16 protein-coding genes are annotated in these 15,804 nt (G+C 72.5%); 8 read left to right on the forward strand and 8 right to left on the reverse strand.

The features are described 5' to 3' along the window. Nucleotides 1-37: 37 nt before the first annotated feature. The 4 genes from ABD091_RS10015 to ABD091_RS10030 form a co-directional block, all read right to left on the reverse strand. Nucleotides 38-601: an SACE_7040 family transcriptional regulator gene (locus tag ABD091_RS10015; RefSeq protein WP_343917934.1), complete on the reverse strand. Its 564-nt coding sequence runs from the start codon at nucleotides 599-601 to the stop codon at nucleotides 38-40. A gap of 61 nt (nucleotides 602-662) precedes the next feature. Continuing rightward, a complete protein-coding gene (locus ABD091_RS10020; RefSeq protein ID WP_343917936.1) occupies nucleotides 663-2,255 on the reverse strand; it encodes a DHA2 family efflux MFS transporter permease subunit in 1,593 nt (530 codons plus the stop codon). Nucleotides 2,256-2,340: 85 nt separating this feature from the next. Then, nucleotides 2,341-2,817 carry a pyridoxamine 5'-phosphate oxidase family protein gene (locus tag ABD091_RS10025; protein WP_343917938.1) on the reverse strand — a complete coding sequence of 159 codons (477 nt, stop codon included), beginning with the start codon at nucleotides 2,815-2,817 and terminating at the stop codon, nucleotides 2,341-2,343. A 46-nt stretch (nucleotides 2,818-2,863) separates the two neighbouring features. Beyond that, complete coding sequence (locus ABD091_RS10030; protein ID WP_343917940.1) at nucleotides 2,864-4,432, reverse strand: DUF2252 domain-containing protein; 1,569 nt, start codon at nucleotides 4,430-4,432, stop codon at nucleotides 2,864-2,866. An 80-nt stretch (nucleotides 4,433-4,512) separates the two neighbouring features. On the opposite strand from ABD091_RS10030, the gene ABD091_RS10035 reads away from it, so the two are divergent. The 6 genes from ABD091_RS10035 (at nucleotide 4,513) to ABD091_RS10060 (ending at nucleotide 12,377) form a co-directional block, all read left to right on the forward strand. Continuing rightward, entirely contained in the window at nucleotides 4,513-6,051 is a 1,539-nt protein-coding gene (locus tag ABD091_RS10035) for a carboxyl transferase domain-containing protein (protein WP_343920928.1), read from the forward strand. Between the two features lie 4 nt (nucleotides 6,052-6,055). Further along, nucleotides 6,056-7,909, forward strand: a complete 1,854-nt coding sequence (locus ABD091_RS10040; RefSeq protein WP_343917942.1) for an ATP-binding protein — start codon at nucleotides 6,056-6,058, stop codon at nucleotides 7,907-7,909. After that, nucleotides 7,906-8,832: a hydroxymethylglutaryl-CoA lyase gene (locus ABD091_RS10045; protein ID WP_343917944.1), complete on the forward strand. Its 927-nt coding sequence runs from the start codon at nucleotides 7,906-7,908 to the stop codon at nucleotides 8,830-8,832. Before ABD091_RS10040 ends, ABD091_RS10045 begins: the two co-directional genes overlap by 4 nt. Nucleotides 8,833-8,952: 120 nt before the next feature. Next, a complete protein-coding gene (locus tag ABD091_RS10050; RefSeq protein ID WP_343917946.1) occupies nucleotides 8,953-10,038 on the forward strand; it encodes a hypothetical protein in 1,086 nt (361 codons plus the stop codon). A 7-nt stretch (nucleotides 10,039-10,045) separates the two neighbouring features. After that, the gene (locus ABD091_RS10055) at nucleotides 10,046-11,140 is read left to right on the forward strand and encodes a hypothetical protein (protein WP_343917948.1); all 1,095 of its coding nucleotides are present in this window, start codon (nucleotides 10,046-10,048) and stop codon (nucleotides 11,138-11,140) included. A 10-nt stretch (nucleotides 11,141-11,150) separates the two neighbouring features. Further along, the gene (locus ABD091_RS10060; protein ID WP_343917950.1) at nucleotides 11,151-12,377 is read left to right on the forward strand and encodes a hypothetical protein; all 1,227 of its coding nucleotides are present in this window, start codon (nucleotides 11,151-11,153) and stop codon (nucleotides 12,375-12,377) included. Here the strand turns inward: ABD091_RS10060 and ABD091_RS10065 are convergent. Beyond that, entirely contained in the window at nucleotides 12,338-13,018 is a 681-nt protein-coding gene (locus ABD091_RS10065; protein WP_343917952.1) for an EcsC family protein, read from the reverse strand. The genes ABD091_RS10060 and ABD091_RS10065 overlap by 40 nt on opposite strands. A gap of 40 nt (nucleotides 13,019-13,058) precedes the next feature. Here ABD091_RS10065 and aat point away from each other — a divergent pair, with 40 nt between their 5' ends. Continuing rightward, a complete protein-coding gene (gene aat, locus ABD091_RS10070; protein WP_343917954.1) occupies nucleotides 13,059-13,733 on the forward strand; it encodes a leucyl/phenylalanyl-tRNA--protein transferase in 675 nt (224 codons plus the stop codon). Here the strand turns inward: aat and ABD091_RS10075 are convergent. The 3 genes from ABD091_RS10075 to ABD091_RS10085 all read right to left on the reverse strand — a co-directional run bounded on the left by ABD091_RS10075 (nucleotide 13,730) and on the right by ABD091_RS10085 (nucleotide 15,421). Then, nucleotides 13,730-14,083, reverse strand: coding sequence for a hypothetical protein (locus tag ABD091_RS10075; protein WP_343917956.1), 354 nt, complete (start codon nucleotides 14,081-14,083; stop codon nucleotides 13,730-13,732). The genes aat and ABD091_RS10075 overlap by 4 nt on opposite strands. A gap of 67 nt (nucleotides 14,084-14,150) precedes the next feature. Further along, the gene (locus tag ABD091_RS10080) at nucleotides 14,151-14,504 is read right to left on the reverse strand and encodes a rhodanese-like domain-containing protein (RefSeq protein ID WP_343917958.1); all 354 of its coding nucleotides are present in this window, start codon (nucleotides 14,502-14,504) and stop codon (nucleotides 14,151-14,153) included. A 50-nt stretch (nucleotides 14,505-14,554) separates the two neighbouring features. Continuing rightward, a complete protein-coding gene (locus tag ABD091_RS10085; RefSeq protein ID WP_343917960.1) occupies nucleotides 14,555-15,421 on the reverse strand; it encodes an Fpg/Nei family DNA glycosylase in 867 nt (288 codons plus the stop codon). Nucleotides 15,422-15,478: 57 nt separating this feature from the next. Between ABD091_RS10085 and ABD091_RS10090 the strand changes: the two genes are divergently transcribed. Further along, on the forward strand, nucleotides 15,479-15,742 hold the full coding sequence (locus tag ABD091_RS10090) for a hypothetical protein (RefSeq protein ID WP_343917962.1): 264 nt from the start codon (nucleotides 15,479-15,481) through the stop codon (nucleotides 15,740-15,742). Nucleotides 15,743-15,804 lie beyond the last annotated feature (62 nt).

The following is a 15,804-nucleotide window of genomic DNA, read 5'->3' on the forward strand; positions in this document are numbered from 1 at the left end:
GAGCGCGCCGGAGCCGACGTTAGCCAGCAACGGTCGATCACACCCCGAGGGCGCCGAGGGCCATCCCGGTGAGCAGCGCACGCATCTCCGGCTCGGGCAGGAGGACGCTGTGGGGAGTGGAGTTGATCAGGCCGAACGTGGCGTGGGCCATGGCGCGCCCCCGGTCGAGCGGCAGCCCGTCGTGGACGTGCGCGAGCTCGGCGGCCCACACATCGACGTAGGCGCGCTGCAACGACCGGACCTGCTCCCTGGCCTCGGGTGGCAACGACTCCCAGTCGCGGTCCTGGACGACGATGAGCGCCCGGTGGCGCAGTGCGAAGTCGACGTGCCAGTCGACCAGCGCCTGCAGGGCGGGTACGCCGCCACCGGCCGCGCCGGCGCGTGCACGTCCGACCGACAGCAGCTCCTGGCTGATCGCCACCAGCATCTCGGCGAGGATCGCGTCCTTGCCGGGGAAGTGCTTGTAGAGCGCCGGACCGGAGATGCCGACGGCCGCGCCGATCTCGGCGACGGAGACGCCGTGGAAGCCGCGGGCGGCGAAGAGCTCGGCCGCGGTCGCGAGCAGCTGCTCGCGCCGGGTGCCGGTCGCCTGGGTGGTCACCCTCCGAGGTTAGCGTCCGCTAACCCCGGAGGGTGGGTGTCTCACCCCGGCCCGTGGGCCGTCAGTGTCCGGCCATCACGGTCGGGTCGACGGGAGCGACCTTCCTGCGCGGCAGGAAGAAGGCCGGGATCAGGCAGCAGGCGACCAGGAGGGTCGCCACGACGAAGACGGTCGCGAAGGCGTCGGCCATGTCGCTGCGGACCAGCGTCTCGAGCGAGCCGAGCTGGTCGGGGCTGATCCCGAACCGCTGGAGGATCGCCGCGACCTGCGTCTGGTCGCCGCCGGCCTGCTGGAGGGCGGTGCCGGCCTGGACGAAGCGCGAGTCCTTCAGCTCGTTGGTCAAGATCACCGAGAACAGCGCGGTGCCGATCGAGGCCGCGACCTGCTGCTGGATGTTGAGCAGGGTCGAGCCCCGGGCGACGTTGTGGTCGGTCAGCGTCGCGAGCGCGGCCGTCATGATCGGCATCATCGTGCCGCCCATGCCGAGGCCCATGATGAACAGCGCCCCGAGCAGGTAGGCGTAGCCGGTGTCGGGGCCGATCTGGGTGAACATCCCCATGCCGACGGTGATGGTGGCGATGCCGGTCATCACGATCTTGCCCGGACCGATCTTGTCGGCGAGCACGCCGGCCAGCGGCATCGTCAGCATCGCGCCGACGCCCTGCGGGGCCAGCAGCCAGCCGGTGAAGCCGGCGGTCTCGCCGCGGACCTGGATGAAGTAGAGCGGGAACAGCAGCGAGGCACCGAAGAAGGCGATGGCGAACAGCGACATCGCGACCAGCGCGACGGTCATGTTGCGGTTCTTGAGCAGCCGCAGCTCGACCAGCGGGTGGATGTTGGCCTTGCGCAGCGCCCACGGCACGAAGGCCGCGATCAGGACCAGCCCGATGATCGCCGGGGCGAGCACCTTGCCGGCCATCACCGTGCCCTGCTCGGGGATCGACGAGACGCCGTAGAGGAAGGCCGCCAGGCCGGGCGAGAGCAGCAGCATGCCGACGAAGTCGAAGGACTCCGAGGGCTCGACGTGGTCCTTCGGCAGCACGACCGCGGCGTAGATGATGGCCGCGATGCCGATCGGCAGGTTGATGAGGAAGATCCAGTGCCACGAGGCGTTGTCGATCAGGGTGCCGCCGATGATCGGGCCGAAGATCGGGCCGAGCAGCATCGGGATCCCGAGCACGGCCATCACGCGGCCGACCCGCTCGGGACCGGCGGCGCGGGTGAGGATCGTCATGCCGAGCGGCATCAGCATGCCGCCGCCGAGGCCCTGGAGGACGCGGAAGGTCACGAGCATCGACAGGGAGGTGGCCATCGCGCACAGCACCGAGCCCACGGTGAACAGCGCGACCGCGAGCAGGTAGAGGCGCTTGGTGCCGAACCGGTCGGCCGCCCAGCCGGTCATCGGGATCACTGCGGCGAGCGCGAGCGTGTAGCCGGTCATCGTCCAGGCGACGGCACTGGTGTCCGCGTCGAACTCGCGCTGGAAGGTCTCCAGCGCGACCGAGACGACGGTGATGTCGAGGATCGACATGATCGCGCCGAGGACGACGACGCCGGCGACCATGAGGACCCTGCGGTCGAGCTTGTCGTCGGCGGTGACCTGCCCCCCGTCAGCAGGGTCGGTGCTCGGGTCGGGAACGGTTCCGGTGCTCACCGCGCCAGCGTAGGAACTGGCGCCGACGGGCGCGACCGACTTTGGTCTGCGACCGGGAGTGCGGTCGGTCACGCCCGGGGCGGCGTCAGGGCGTGACGGTCCCGTGGTCCGCGTCGTAGGTCTCGCCGGTCAGCTTGGTCTTCGCGAAGCTGAGGAGCGACGCGACCTTCCCGCCGGGGGTGTCCCAGTACTCGGCCTGCTCGACGTCGACCCGCAGCAGCACGGCGTCCGGGTTCTCCGGGCCGCCGGGGAGCCACGCCTCCGCGAAGGTGTTCCACAGCTCGGCCAGCTTGTCGGTGTCGTCGACGACCTCGGCCCGGCCGGTCAGCGCCACCCAGGCGTCGCGGGACGAGAACGACAGCGCGACCCGGGGGTCGGCGGCGATCGCGTGGGTGTGCTGGGTGCTGCGGGCGGTGATGAACCACATCTCGGCGTCGGGCTCGACCTCCTGCCGCGCCATCGGGACGGTCCGCGGCCCCTCCGGGCCGAAGGTCGTGAACATGGCGATCGGCATGTCCTCCATCAGGCGGACGAGGTGGTCGCGGTCTCCGTTCTCGGTCATGCCGCCACGCTAGGTCTGCACACGAAAGGGTGTAGTCCCGCCCGCCTCACCGGAAGACGTGGTCGATGGTCCTGAAGGCGCCCAGGCGGTAGTCGGTCCGGAAGTGCTCGTGGTCGCGACGTACGCGGTCCGCGGCCTCGGCGGCGAAGCAGACGATGTCGTCGACGAAGAGGTCGTCGGCCCCGGCCGCGGCGAGGATCGCGGGCTCGACGTCGTAGTCCAGGAGCCCGGACTCGTCGGACATCGCGTGCGAGTGGGCCAGGGAGCGCCCGCAGATGCCGGCGTAGGTGGACCACTCCTTCTTCGAGAGGTCCGAGAGGTCGATCTTCTCGCGGTAGGGCGCGCGCTCGCGCACCATGAAGCTCAGGCCGTCGAGCTCGACGGCCCCGTAGAAGCGGTCACCGCGGACCAGGTGGACCCCCTGGGCATGGCTGATCCGCTCCGCGTTGCCGTCGAGCGTGAACTCCGAGGGCGGCACGAGGCCCGCCAGTGCCGAGCGTCGAGCCTGCTTGAACTCGATGATCACGTCGTCGGACCCGTCGGCGTTCGGTCCCTCGACCAGCAGGTAGTAGCGGGGGAGACCCAGCGACTGGGTGCCCTGCCCGAGCCGGATGCACACGTCCTTGACCTTCATCCCGGGGGTCCGGTCGGGGACGTCCACGTCGTTCTCGTCGACGAAGCGGTGCAGGGCCTCCTGGAACTCCTCGCGCCGGTGGCTGACCGGGAGGTGCTCCTCGTCGGCACGGAAGCCACGCTTGTACTCGTCGAGGTACTTGCGCTCCAGCCAGTCGGCCCGGCTCTGCTGCGCGTCGTCGATCAGCGAGGCGACGAGCTCCGGCGCGTTGTCCTGCCGGATCTGCTCGCGGTCCTCCTGGCCGGCCCCCGCGTAGCCGCGCAGCGCCTCGAGGTAGCCGCGGACGAAGGCGCGCACGATCTTGGCGGCACGCTTCGGTCCGTGGTCGCCGACCTCGCCGGCCGCGATGACGAACCCGGTCGCGCCGCGCTTGAGGTCCCAGGTGAAGGGTGCGTAGAAGGCCTCGTCGAAGTCGTTGGAGCCGAAGATCGGGACGTTGTCGTAGCTCGGCATCACCCCGAAGTTCTCGGGGTGGACGTCGCCCAGCGTGAGGACCGTGGGCATCCACGCGTCCTCGCCGGCCATGTCGCGGAAGAAGAGCAGGCAGGTGCCGCGGAAGAAGGAGAACAGCGAGGCGTCGAGCTTGGCGAACTTCTCCTCGGCCTCCTGGTCGTGGTTGGCGATCCGGACCTGGTGGTCCTCCCGGACGGTCTGCCGGACGTGGAGCCTCCGGTCGTGCCCCTGGAGCAGCCGCGGCAGGAACACCATTTCGCCCCGGGCGCGCGCCTCGGCGAGCTCGCGGAACGCCTCGAACCTCGAACCCGCCGGACGCTGCACGTCGCCGGTGCGGGGGATGCCGTCGGCACGGCCGTCCTCCGGGTCCGCGGGCAGCAGCGCCTCCACGAGCGCCTCGCGGTCCATGCCGGTGCGCCCCCGGACGTCACGTTCCCGCGCCAGCTCGAGGAGACGCCGCTGGGACAGCTCCTGCAGGGTGGCTCGGTCGGCGTCAGCCACACCGGTCATGTCCACGTTGTCGTCCATGGCGCCTTTCTACCGTCACGAACCACGCGGCCGCGCTGGCGCCGTAGGTTAACGATCGCTAACCTTGGCGGGTGGCCGAGATGAGAGAGCTGGTCGACGAGCTGCGGGAGCGGCTCGCCACCGTCCGGCAGGGTGGCTCGGAGAGCGCCCGGCGCAAGCACACCGACCGGGGCAAGCTGCTGGTCCGTGAACGGGTCGACCGGTTGCTCGACCCGGGCAGCCCGTTCCTCGAGCTGAGCCCGTTGGCGGCGTACGGCATGTACGGGCGTGACGACAGTGATGTCAATGCCGTGCCGAGCGCCGGCGTCGTCACCGGCATCGGCCGGGTCGCCGGCCGCGAGTGCGTGGTCGTCGCCAACGACGCGACCGTCAAGGGCGGCACCTACTACCCGATGACGGTCAAGAAGCACCTCCGGGCGCAGACGATCGCCGGGGAGAACCGGCTGCCGTGCCTCTACCTCGTCGACTCCGGGGGCGCGTTCCTGCCGATGCAGGACGAGGTCTTCCCCGACCGCGAGCACTTCGGCCGGATCTTCTTCAACCAGGCCAACCTCTCGGCCCGAGGCATCCCGCAGGTCGCGAGCGTCATGGGCTCGTGCACCGCGGGCGGCGCCTACGTCCCCGCGATGTCCGACGAGACCGTCATCGTGAAGGATCAGGGCACGATCTTCCTCGGCGGCCCGCCGCTGGTGAAGGCCGCGACCGGTGAGGTCGTCACCGCCGAGGAGCTCGGTGGCGGCGACGTCCACGCGCGGACGTCGGGGGTGGTCGACCACCTCGCCGAGGACGACGCCCACGCGCTCGCGATCGTGCGGTCCGTCATCTCGACACTGCCGCCGGTCGGTGGTCGGGCCGCGAGCGCAGCGAGCGAGTCGAGACCGGAGGAGCCGGCCGAGGACCCGGCCGGGCTCTACGACGTCGTCCCGACCGACACCCGCACCCCCTACGACGTGCGCGAGGTGATCCGCCGGGTCGTCGACGGCAGCCGCTTCCACGAGTTCAAGCAGCTCTACGGCGACACCCTCGTCTGTGGCTTCGCGCGGATCTGGGGTCACGAGGTCGGCATCGTGGCCAACAACGGCATCCTGTTCAGCGAGTCGGCGCTCAAGGGCGCCCACTTCATCCAGCTGTGCAACCAGCGCGGCATCCCGCTGGTGTTCCTCCAGAACATCTCCGGCTTCATGGTCGGCAAGGAGTACGAGAACGGCGGCATCGCCCGCGACGGCGCGAAGCTCGTCACCGCGGTCGCCTGCTCGGTGGTCCCCAAGTTCACCGTCGTCATCGGCGGCTCGTTCGGCGCCGGCAACTACGGCATGTGCGGCCGCGCCTACGACCCTCGCTTCCTCTGGATGTGGCCCAACGCGCGGATCTCCGTCATGGGTGGCGAGCAGGCCGCGACCGTGCTCGCGACCGTCGCCGGGCGCGAGCAGGACGAGGAGTTCAAGGCGCCGATCCGGGAGCAGTACGAGACCCAGGGCTCGCCCTACTACGCCTCCGCACGACTCTGGGACGACGGCATCATCGATCCGGCCGACACCCGCCGCGTGCTGGGCATGGGCCTCGCCGCGACGGCGCACGCACCCGTGCCGGACCCCTCCTACGGCATCTTCCGGATGTGAGCTGATGAAGACCCTCCTCATCGCCAACCGTGGCGAGATCGCCCTGCGCGTCATGCGGACCGCCGAGCGACTCGGCATCCGCACCGTCGCGGTCTTCACCGACCTCGACGCCGCTGCCCCCCACGTCCACGCCGCGAGCGATGCCGTCCGCGTCCCGAGCTATCTCGACGTCGACGCCGTCGTGGCCGCGGCCGTCGAGAGCGGCGCCGACGCGGTCCACCCCGGCTACGGCTTCCTCTCCGAGCGCGCCGACTTCGCCTCGGCCCTCGAGGCCGCCGGCGTCACCCTGGTCGGCCCGAGCGCCGCGGTCATGGAGCAGATGGGACGCAAGGACGCCGCCCGCGAGCTGGCGGTCGCCGCGGGCGTGCCGGTCGTGCCGACCGGCGACGACGCGTCGTACCCGGTGCTCGTGAAGGCAGCCGCCGGTGGCGGAGGCAAGGGCATGCGGATCGTGCGCTCCGCGGGCGAGATGGACGAGGCCGTCGCAGCCGCGAAGCGCGAGGCGTTGTCCGCCTTCGGCGACGACACGATGCTCGTGGAGAAGTACGTCGAGCGCGGGCGTCACATCGAGGTGCAGGTCGTCGGCGACAGCCACGGCACCGTGCTCCACCTCCACGAGCGCGACTGCTCGACCCAGCGGCGCCACCAGAAGGTCCTCGAGGAGGCGCCCGCCCCGACGCTGACCGACGACCAGCGCACGGCGATCACGACGGCGGCGGTCGACCTCGCCCGCCACGTCGGCTACGTCAACGCCGGCACCGTGGAGTTCCTGCTCGACGACGACACCGGCGAGTTCTACTTCCTCGAGATGAACACCCGGCTCCAGGTCGAGCACCCCGTCACCGAGATGGTCACCGGCCTCGACCTCGTCGAGCTCCAGCTCCGGGTGGCCGACGGCGAGCCGCTCGGCCTGAGCCAGGACGAGGTCCGCCGCGAGGGCCACGCGATCGAGGCCCGGGTCTACGCCGAGGACTCCTTCGGCGGCTTCCTGCCCCAGGCCGGCACGGCGAGCATCGTGCGCTGGCCGACGGGCCTGACCGGCGTCCGCGTCGACCAGGCCCTGGAGAGCGGCCAGACGGTCTCGACGGCTTACGACCCGATGCTCGGCAAGGTGATCGCCCACGGCGCCGACCGCGAGGCCGCCCGGCAGGCGCTGGTGGCCGCGCTCGACGAGACCGCGGTGCTCGGGCTCACGACCAACGCCGGCTTCCTGCGCACGCTCGTCGCGAGCGACGAGTTCCGCGACGCAGGCATCGACACGGCGTGGCTCGACCGGAACGACGTCCCGGCGCCCGACCCGACCACCGCGCGGCTGCTCGGCGCGTGGACCTCGGCCCTGCTGACCTCGATGGACACCGGCCACCCGTTCCAGGCCGACGGATTCCGACTCGGCGGCGACCCGGCACCGACGCTCGTCGAGCTCGACGAGGACGTCGTCGTCGACCGCGCGGCCGGCACGGCGAACGGCGTGCTCGTGCGCACCATCAGCGCCGCCGACCACGTCCTCGAGGCGGTCGTCGACGGCCACGTCGTGCGCTCGGCCATCAACGCCCAGCGCGACTTCGTCGACGTCGCGCTCCACGGCCAGCGCTTCCACTTCACCCGGCCCGACCGGATGTCGGGCAGCGCCGCGGTCTCCGACGGGACGCTCACGGCCCCGATGCCCGGCACCGTGCTCGACGTACGGGTGTCCGCCGGCGACCGCGTGACCGAGGGCCAGGTCCTCGGGACGCTGGAGGCGATGAAGATGGAGCTCGCCCTGAAGGCCCCCTTCGACGGCACCGTCACCGAGGTCGGCGCGACCGCCGGCGCGGGCGTGGCGCTGGGCGCGACCCTGTTCGTGGTGGAGGAGTCATGACGCTCCCGATGGTGCAGCCCGAGGCCGGTCTCCCGGAGCGGGTCACGATCTACGAGGTGGGCCCGCGCGACGGGCTCCAGAACGAACAGGCGGTCGTGCCCGTCGAGGCCAAGGCCGAGTTCGTACGCCGCCTGCTGGCCGCCGGGCTGCCGGTCGTGGAGGCGACGTCGTTCGTCCACCCGCGGTGGGTGCCCCAGCTGGCCGACGCGGCCGAGCTGATGGGGCTGCTCGGCGACGAGGGCGTCGACCTGCCCGTGCTGGTGCCCAACGAACGCGGCCTCGACCGGGCGCTCGAGCTGGGGCTGCGCCACGTCGCGATCTTCGGCTCCGCGACCGAGACCTTCGCGCAGAAGAACCTCAACCGCGGCCTCGACGAGCAGTACGCCATGTTCGAGCCCGTCGTACGCCGCGCGCTGGACGCCGGGCTCGACGTCCGGGCCTACGTCTCGATGTGCTTCGGCGACCCGTGGGAGGGCACCGTCCCGGTCGACCAGGTGGTCACCGCCGGCACCCGCCTGCTCGACCTCGGCGCGACCCAGCTCAGCCTGGGCGACACGATCGGCGTCGGCACCGCCGGCCACGTCAAGGCGCTGGTCGCCGGCTTCGAGGCGGCCGGGGTCGGGACCGACCGGCTCGCGATGCACTTCCACGACACCTACGGCCAGGCGCTCGCCAACGCCCACGCGGCCCTGCGCTGCGGCATCACCACCTTCGACGCCAGCGCCGGTGGCCTCGGCGGCTGCCCCTACGCGAAGTCGGCGACCGGCAACCTCGCGACCGAGGACCTGGTCTGGATGCTGACCGGCCTCGGCATCGAGCACGGCGTCGACCTCGGCGCCGTCGTCGAGACCTCGACCTGGATGGCCGGGGTGCTGGGTCGGCCCAGCCCCTCCGCCGTCGTACGGGCGCTGGCTGGGGCCTGAAATCTGCGGCTAACGCCAGATCCGGTGCGCTTCCCACGCGTCAGAACCCGTGGGAAGCGCACTGGATCCGCAGTTACCCACACACCACGGCCCGCACCCCCCGCTGGCACAATCGCCCGCATGAGTCGCACGGTCTACCTCCACATCGGGGCACCCAAGACCGGCACGACCTACCTGCAGGACCGGCTGACGCTCAACGCGGCCCGGTTGTCCGACCACGACGTCCACTTCCCGACGAAGTCGCCGCTGGTGAGTCCGGGTCTCTTCCAGTTCCGCGCCGCGCTCGACCTGCTGGGGCAGGACTGGGGCGGCGCACCCGGGCACGCCGAGGGCAGCTGGGACCAGCTGGTCAAGCGCATCGACAAGCGCAGCGGGACCGTCATCGTCAGCCACGAGATCCTCGCACCGGCCCGCTCCCACCACGTCGCGCGGGCGATGAACGACCTCGCCGACGGCGCCGACGTCCACGTCGTCTACACCGCCCGCGACCTCGCCCGCCAGCTGCCGGCGGCGTGGCAGGAGAGCATCAAGCAAGGCCGGACCTGGCGCTACCAGAAGTTCCTGAAGAAGAGCCAGCGCGGCCGAACCTGGTTCTCGCGTGCCTTCGACCTGCCCTCGGTGCTCGGCACTTGGGGTGCCCACGTGCCGCCCGAGAACATCCACCTCGTGACCGTCCCGCTCGACCGCAAGGGCGAGTCGCTCTGGGACCGGTTCTGCCGCGCGACCCGGATCGAGTCGTCGTGGGCACCCGAGGAGAGCACGCGCGCCAACGCCTCGCTCGGCGTCGCCGAGACCGCGGTGCTGCGCCAGCTCAACAAGAAGCTCGACCGGAAGGTACGCCGCGAGGCGGCCTACGACGGCCTGATCCGGCAGATGCTGGCCGAGGAGGAGCTGGTCCAGGGCAAGAGCCCGCGGATCCTGCTCCCACCCGACCACCACGAGTGGGTCGTCGAGCGCGGTCAGCAGTGGGTCGAGTGGGTCGAGCAGGCCGGCATCGACGTCGTGGGCGACGTCCGCGACCTGGTGCCGCGGGAGGCGACCCCCGAGGACTGGGCCGACCCCGACCACGTCAAGCCGCGCCAGCGGCTGCGCGTCGCGATGCGCGCGCTCGCGGCGATGACCAGCGAGGCGGCCAGCCGTCCCGACCCCGACCAGCAGCTGACCTCGCGGCTCCGGCAGAACGTCAGCCGCCTGCGGTCCCGGTGATAGCCCGGTGAACCGTCGCGCCTGGGGGTGGGTCGCCCACCTCACCGACGGCGGTACGACGCCGTGGGCCGACTGGTCGGGCGAGGCAGAGCCGTGCGCCGAGGTGGTGCCCGGCGCCCAGCAGCTCGAGCTGCTCCGACGTCTCAACCTCGCCGGCGGCGTGGGCGCCGAGCTCGCGACCACCGTCGTCGCCTCCGACCCGCCCCGGCGCAGCCGGCCCTCGCTGCCGCTCGTCGGCGGTGGCGACGTGCCCGACCACGGGCCACGCCCGGTCGACCCCGCGGACGTCCCCGACGGCGAGCTGGCACGCCTCGCGTCGGTGCTGCTCGCCCAGCGGCTCGCCAGCACGACCCTCGAGCCCGCACCGGAGGTGCTCCGGCCGCGGGTGTGGCGCACCCGCTACCACCTCCGGGGAGACCCGGAGGTCGTGGTGCCGCTGCGCCGCCACCTCGTCGCCGACGGCCGCCCGCCCGGTGGCCGACACCCACGGGTCGTCATCGTCGGCACCGACACCGGCCAGCTCCTGGTGGACCTCTGGACCGCCCAGTCGCTGCGCCACGGCGCGCCGCCGTGGCACGAGTGGCTCGCCGCCACCGTCCGGCAGGGCCGGTTGCCCGAGCAGGTCGACCTGCCCCGGCTCGCGCGCCGCGAGCTCGACGCCGGCGTCGACCGTCGGGCGGTGCACGTCGTGACGGACCCTGCGCTCGCCGCGGGCCTGCTCGGCGTACGACGCCTGCCGGACCGGCCGGTGCTCTCCGCCGCGGCGGCGGACCTGGGTCGCCGGGTGGCGTCGGCCCTGCGGCCGATGGCGAGGCCGCCACGTCGCGCGCGGCTGACCACCGAGGTGCTGAGGCCGTGGCTCGAGACCGACGACGGGCCCGCGCTGGTCGTGCCGCCGCGCCACCGGGAGTGGGTCACCGGACGTGCGGAGCACATGGTCGGCGAGCTGACCCGGGGTCGCTATCGTGTGCACGGCGATCCGGCGCTCGTGCGCCCGACCGAGCGCCCTGCTGACAACCCCGGCGTCGGAGCGGCCGCGTCGTCGCGGACCCTCGCGCTGGCGGTCCGGCTGCTGCTCGGGACGCCGAGGGACGAATCGTGAGGAGGACACCGTGACCCGTCGGGTCCTGCTCCACGTCGGCACGCCGAAGACCGGCACGAGCCACTTCCAGGACGTGTTGTTCCGCAACCAGCGGATCCTGCGAAAGCAGGGCGTCCTCTATCCCGCCGAGCGGTTCGACGCCCACTTCCTGGCAGCCCTCGACCTGATGCAGCTGCCGTGGGGCGGGCTGGAGGACGAGGCGGTCGGCGCGTGGGACGCGCTCGCGGAGAAGGTCCGACACTTCCACGACCGCCACCCCGACGGCACCGCGATCATCAGCCACGAGATCCTCGCGATCGCCTCGCGCGCCCAGGCCGAGCGGGCGATGGCCTCGCTCGGCCACCCCGACACCGAGATCCACGTCGTCCTGTCGGTGCGCGACCTGGTGCGCCAGATCCCCGCGGAGTGGCAGGAGAACGTCAAGCACCGTCGTGAGCTGCCCTACGGGAAGTTCCTGGCCCAGGTCCGCGACCCCGAGCGGGCGACGCCGATCGGCAGCTGGTTCTGGGGCGTCCAGGAGGTCCCCGACATCCTCGACCGCTGGGCCGCCGGCCTGCCGGCGGAGCGCGTCCACCTGGTGACGGTGCCGCGGCCCGGCAGCCCGCCCGACCTGCTGTGGCAGCGGTTCAGCACCACCTTCGGGCTCGACGACCTCGAGCTCGACGTCGAGGCCGAGCGCGCCAACCCGTCCCTCGGCGTGCCCGAGACGACCGTCGTCCGCCGGATCAACGTCAAGGCCAACAAGGTCGTCCCGCCGGCCGACTACCGCCCGCTCGTCCGCGAGCTGCTCGCCCACCAGACCCTCTCGCGCCGCCGCCGCTCACCCCGGCTGAACCTGCCCCCGGCCGACCATGCGTGGGTCGCCCCGCTCCAGCAGTCGTGGATCGACACCGTCCGCGACCGCGGCTACGACGTGTGCGGCGACCTCGACGACCTCGTCGGTGACCCGCCGCCGGCCGACTGGGCCGACCCCGACCACCCCGACGAGGCCCAGGTCGCGGACGCGGCGATCGACGCGATCCGGGCGCTGCTGGTCGACAACGCCCGGCTCATGCACGTCGAGCACGACCTCCACGAGCGGGTCGGTCACCTCGAGCGCGAGCTGGAGAAGGCCTACCTGCGACCGACCTATCGCTGGCGCGAGAAGACCGTCCGCCGGCTCCAGGCCTCCCGGGTCGGGCGGCTCGCGCTCCGCGGCTACCGCTTCGCGCGGGGCAGGAGCTCGCGGTCGGCGTAGCGGCCGATGCGCCACGTCGCGTAGCCGTCGGCGCTCGCCCCGACGACGCCGCCGACGACCGGGACCCGGCGGCCGACGGTCGTCGCCAGCCGCTTGCCGGCGACGCGCGAGATCAGGTCGCGGGCGACGTAGGTGGTGACCCGCTGGTCGACCTCGGGGTCGTGGACCGGTGCGGTGGCCAGCGCCATCGGTGGCGCCGGCAGGTAGCCGCCCTTGACCAGGTCCTTCACCGAGCCCTCACCGAGGATGCAGACCAGGATGGCGTTGCGGACCCGCGGGTCGTCGAGGTCGTAGCCCCGCAGGTGGGCGATGCCGGCGACCATGCGGCAGGTGATCAGCGCGAGGCCGGTGATGTTCGTCGGCACGGTGACGGTCATGGTCACCAGGCCACCGAGGTTGGTGACGAAGCCCTGCGCGCCGGCGTAGCGCACGTGGTTCTCGATCACCTCGTGGATCGCCCGCTCGACGTCGCCGTGCTGCTCGCGCAGCTGGGTGTCCGCCGCGTCGGCTGCCGAGGGCAGCGGTCCGACGCCCTCGATCGCCCGGCGCAGCGCCTCGCGCACGAACGTGCTGGTCAGGTTCGGCGCCAGCGCCGTCACGCGCGGAGCCAGACGCCTGCTGATCGTGCTCATCGTGCCCATGAGGCGATCCTACGGAGAGCAGCCCAGTAGGTTCGATCGCGTGCCCCCCGTCGAGCCACCCCGTACGGCGTGGTCGTTCCCGCCGGTGGAGTCGTGGCCGGACGACGACGACCTGGTCGCGATCGGGGCCGACCTCGCGCCGGGCACGATCCTCGACGCCTACCGCCGCGGTCTGTTCCCCATGCCGTTCGAGGGAGCGGGCGCGCCGGGCTGGTGGAGCCCGCTCGAGCGGGGAGTCCTCGGACTCGACGCGCTCCGGGTCACGCGCTCGCTCCGCACGTCGTTGAAGCGCTTCGAGATCCGGGTCGACACGGCGCTGGCGGAGGTCATCGCGGGCTGCGCCGACCCCGGCCGCCCGGGCGGCTGGATCGACGACGACGTGCGGGCGGCGTACCTCCGGCTCGGCCAGCTCGGCTGGGTCCACAGTGTCGAGGCGTGGCGCGACGACGAGCTCGTCGGCGGCCTCTACGGCGTCGCGATCGGCGGGCTCTTCGCGGGCGAGTCGATGTTCCACCGGGAGCGTGACGCGTCCAAGGCGGCGCTGGTCGGGCTGGTGGAGCTGCTGCGCGACGAGCACGCCGACCACCGGGTCCTCGACACCCAGTGGGTCACCGACCACCTCGCCACGCTGGGGGTCCGCGAGGTGCCGCGCGAGGACTACCTCGAGCGGCTGCCGCGTGCGCTCGACCTGCCGCTGCCTGCTCCCTGGCGCTAGCGCACGAGGTCCACGACGTACGACGCCAGGTTCGTCAGCAGGAACCAGCCGGTGACGACGCCGCCGATGACCGCGGGGACGCGGCCGCGGCGGTCGCCCTCCGCCGCGGCGAGCCGCGCCTGGTGCCAGGCGAGGGCTGCCGGCACCGAGAGGAGCAGGAAGGCCGGCGGGAACGCGAGGAGCACGACCCACAGCGGGGCGGCCTCCGCGCCGTGCGGCTCGGCCCCCAGCAGCGTGACCAGCCCCTCGCCGACGGCGAACGCGGCGACCAGGGCGACGGGGAGCAGGGCCAGGGAGAGCCAGGCGCGGCGGACGTGGCGGGCTCCGGTCGGGACGGACGTGACGGACATCGTCACCACCTCCTGCTCCCAGCCTGGGCCGGAGCGCAGCGCGGCGGCAGGGGCGGAGGTCCCGGACTCAGACGACCTGTGGCTCCCGGCCGGTCTCGCTGACGTAGGCGCGGCCGGCCGCGGCCCACTCGATCATCCCGCCGTCGAGGTTGACTGCGTCGACGCCGAGCTGGGTGAGCCAGTGGGTGACCTGGAGCGAGCGTCCGCCGACCCGGCACACGACGAGGACCTGCCCCTCGGGGATCTCCTCGCGGCGCTGCGGCAGCTCCATCATCGGGACGTGGAGCGCTCCGTCGATGTGGCCGTGGACCCACTCGTCGGGCTCGCGCACGTCGAGCACCGTGAGGCCCTCGGGCAGCGGGTCGGGCAGGTCGGCGAGCGTGGTGCTCGGGATCTCCGGGTGGCGCGGGAGGGAGGTCATGGTCCCGCCACGGTAGCCCTGACGGCGTCGAGCCGTCACCCCACCCGGGGCTACTTGAGGAGCCGTGACATCCGGCGGTCGGCGAGCGGCTTGCCGCCCGTCTGGCAGGTCGGGCAGTACTGCAGGCTGGAGTCGGCGAAGCTGACCTCGCGCACGGTGTCGCCGCAGACCGGGCACGGCTGGCCGGTCCGGCCGTGGACGGCGAGGTTGGTCTTCTTCTCGCCCTTGAGATCGGCCGCTGCCAGCCCGCGGGAGCGGTCGACCGCCTCGCCGAGGACCCGCCCGATCGCGTCGTGGAGCGTCGTGAGCTCGTCGTCGACGATCGTGTTGGCCGGCTTGAACGGCGACATCCGGGCCGCGTGGAGGATCTCGTCGGAGTAGGCGTTGCCGATGCCGGCGATGGTGCCCTGGTGGCGCAGCACGCCCTTGACCTGGGAGCGGCCGGCCTTCGTCAGGATCGCGCCGAGCGCCTCGCGGGTGAAGTCGTCGACGAGCGGGTCGGGCCCGAGGCTGGCGATGCCGGGGACGTCGGACGGCTGGCGCACGACGTAGAGGGCGAGGCTCTTCTTGGTGCCGGCCTCGGTCACGTCGATGCCGGTGCCGTCGTCGAGCTCGACGCGGACCGCCAACGGCGACTTGTTCGACGGCCGCGGCGGGGTCGTCGGCAGCTCGTCGCGCCAGCGGACCCAGCCGGCCCGGGCCAGGTGGAGCACGAGGTGGAGGCCGCCGGCGGAGACGTCGAGGAACTTGCCGTGGCGGGTCACGTCGTCGACGAAGGAGCCCTCCACCGCGTGGACCGGCGGGTCGAAGGTCTTGAGCGCCGAGAACGCCACCACGTGGACCTTCGCGAGCGCGCGGTCGGCGAACCGGCCCTTCAGGTCGAGGGCCAGGGCTTCCACCTCGGGCAGCTCGGGCACGGGGTCACTCTAGGCCGGACCCGTGACAGAACGCGCTGGTCAGGCGCAGAATGAGGGATGGCCGACGTCCGCCCGCTCCCCGCCCACGGGTCGATCTTCCTCGACGCCCGCGGCGGCGACCGCGCGCTCCGGGTCTCCTGCCACCTCGACGACCGCGACGGTGACGACGGTGTCGTGGTGCTGTCGCTGTGGCGCGACAACGTCTGCACCGCGACCTTCCGGCTCGGCGTCGACGACGTCCCGGTGATGATCGAGACCCTCCGCGAGGGCCTCGACGCGGCCTACGAGGTCGTGCTGCGCCGTCGCCACGAGGCGGTCTGAGGGCGCCCCCGAGCGCTGTCTGACACGCGCTAGCGAAATCTACGGATCTCGCTAGAGAGATC

Source organism: Nocardioides aestuarii (genome assembly GCF_039527245.1).
GTDB classification, from domain to species: Bacteria; Actinomycetota; Actinomycetes; order Propionibacteriales; family Nocardioidaceae; genus Nocardioides; species Nocardioides aestuarii.

Excerpts from the sequence above, each read along its gene's own strand:
- ABD091_RS10045 (WP_343917944.1), top strand. The coding sequence starts at position 7,906 with ATGACGCTCCCGATGGTGCAGCCCGAGGCCGGTCTCCCGGAGCGGGTC.
- ABD091_RS10040 (WP_343917942.1), top strand. The coding sequence starts at position 6,056 with ATGAAGACCCTCCTCATCGCCAACCGTGGCGAGATCGCCCTGCGCGTC.
- ABD091_RS10030 (WP_343917940.1), bottom strand. The coding sequence starts at position 4,432 with ATGGACGACAACGTGGACATGACCGGTGTGGCTGACGCCGACCGAGCC.
- ABD091_RS10090 (WP_343917962.1), top strand. The coding sequence starts at position 15,479 with ATGGCCGACGTCCGCCCGCTCCCCGCCCACGGGTCGATCTTCCTCGAC.
- ABD091_RS10025 (WP_343917938.1), bottom strand. The coding sequence starts at position 2,817 with ATGACCGAGAACGGAGACCGCGACCACCTCGTCCGCCTGATGGAGGAC.
- ABD091_RS10065 (WP_343917952.1), bottom strand. The coding sequence starts at position 13,018 with ATGGGCACGATGAGCACGATCAGCAGGCGTCTGGCTCCGCGCGTGACG.
- ABD091_RS10035 (WP_343920928.1), top strand. The coding sequence starts at position 4,513 with ATGAGAGAGCTGGTCGACGAGCTGCGGGAGCGGCTCGCCACCGTCCGG.
- ABD091_RS10075 (WP_343917956.1), bottom strand. The coding sequence starts at position 14,083 with ATGTCCGTCACGTCCGTCCCGACCGGAGCCCGCCACGTCCGCCGCGCC.
- ABD091_RS10080 (WP_343917958.1), bottom strand. The coding sequence starts at position 14,504 with ATGACCTCCCTCCCGCGCCACCCGGAGATCCCGAGCACCACGCTCGCC.
- ABD091_RS10050 (WP_343917946.1), top strand. The coding sequence starts at position 8,953 with ATGAGTCGCACGGTCTACCTCCACATCGGGGCACCCAAGACCGGCACG.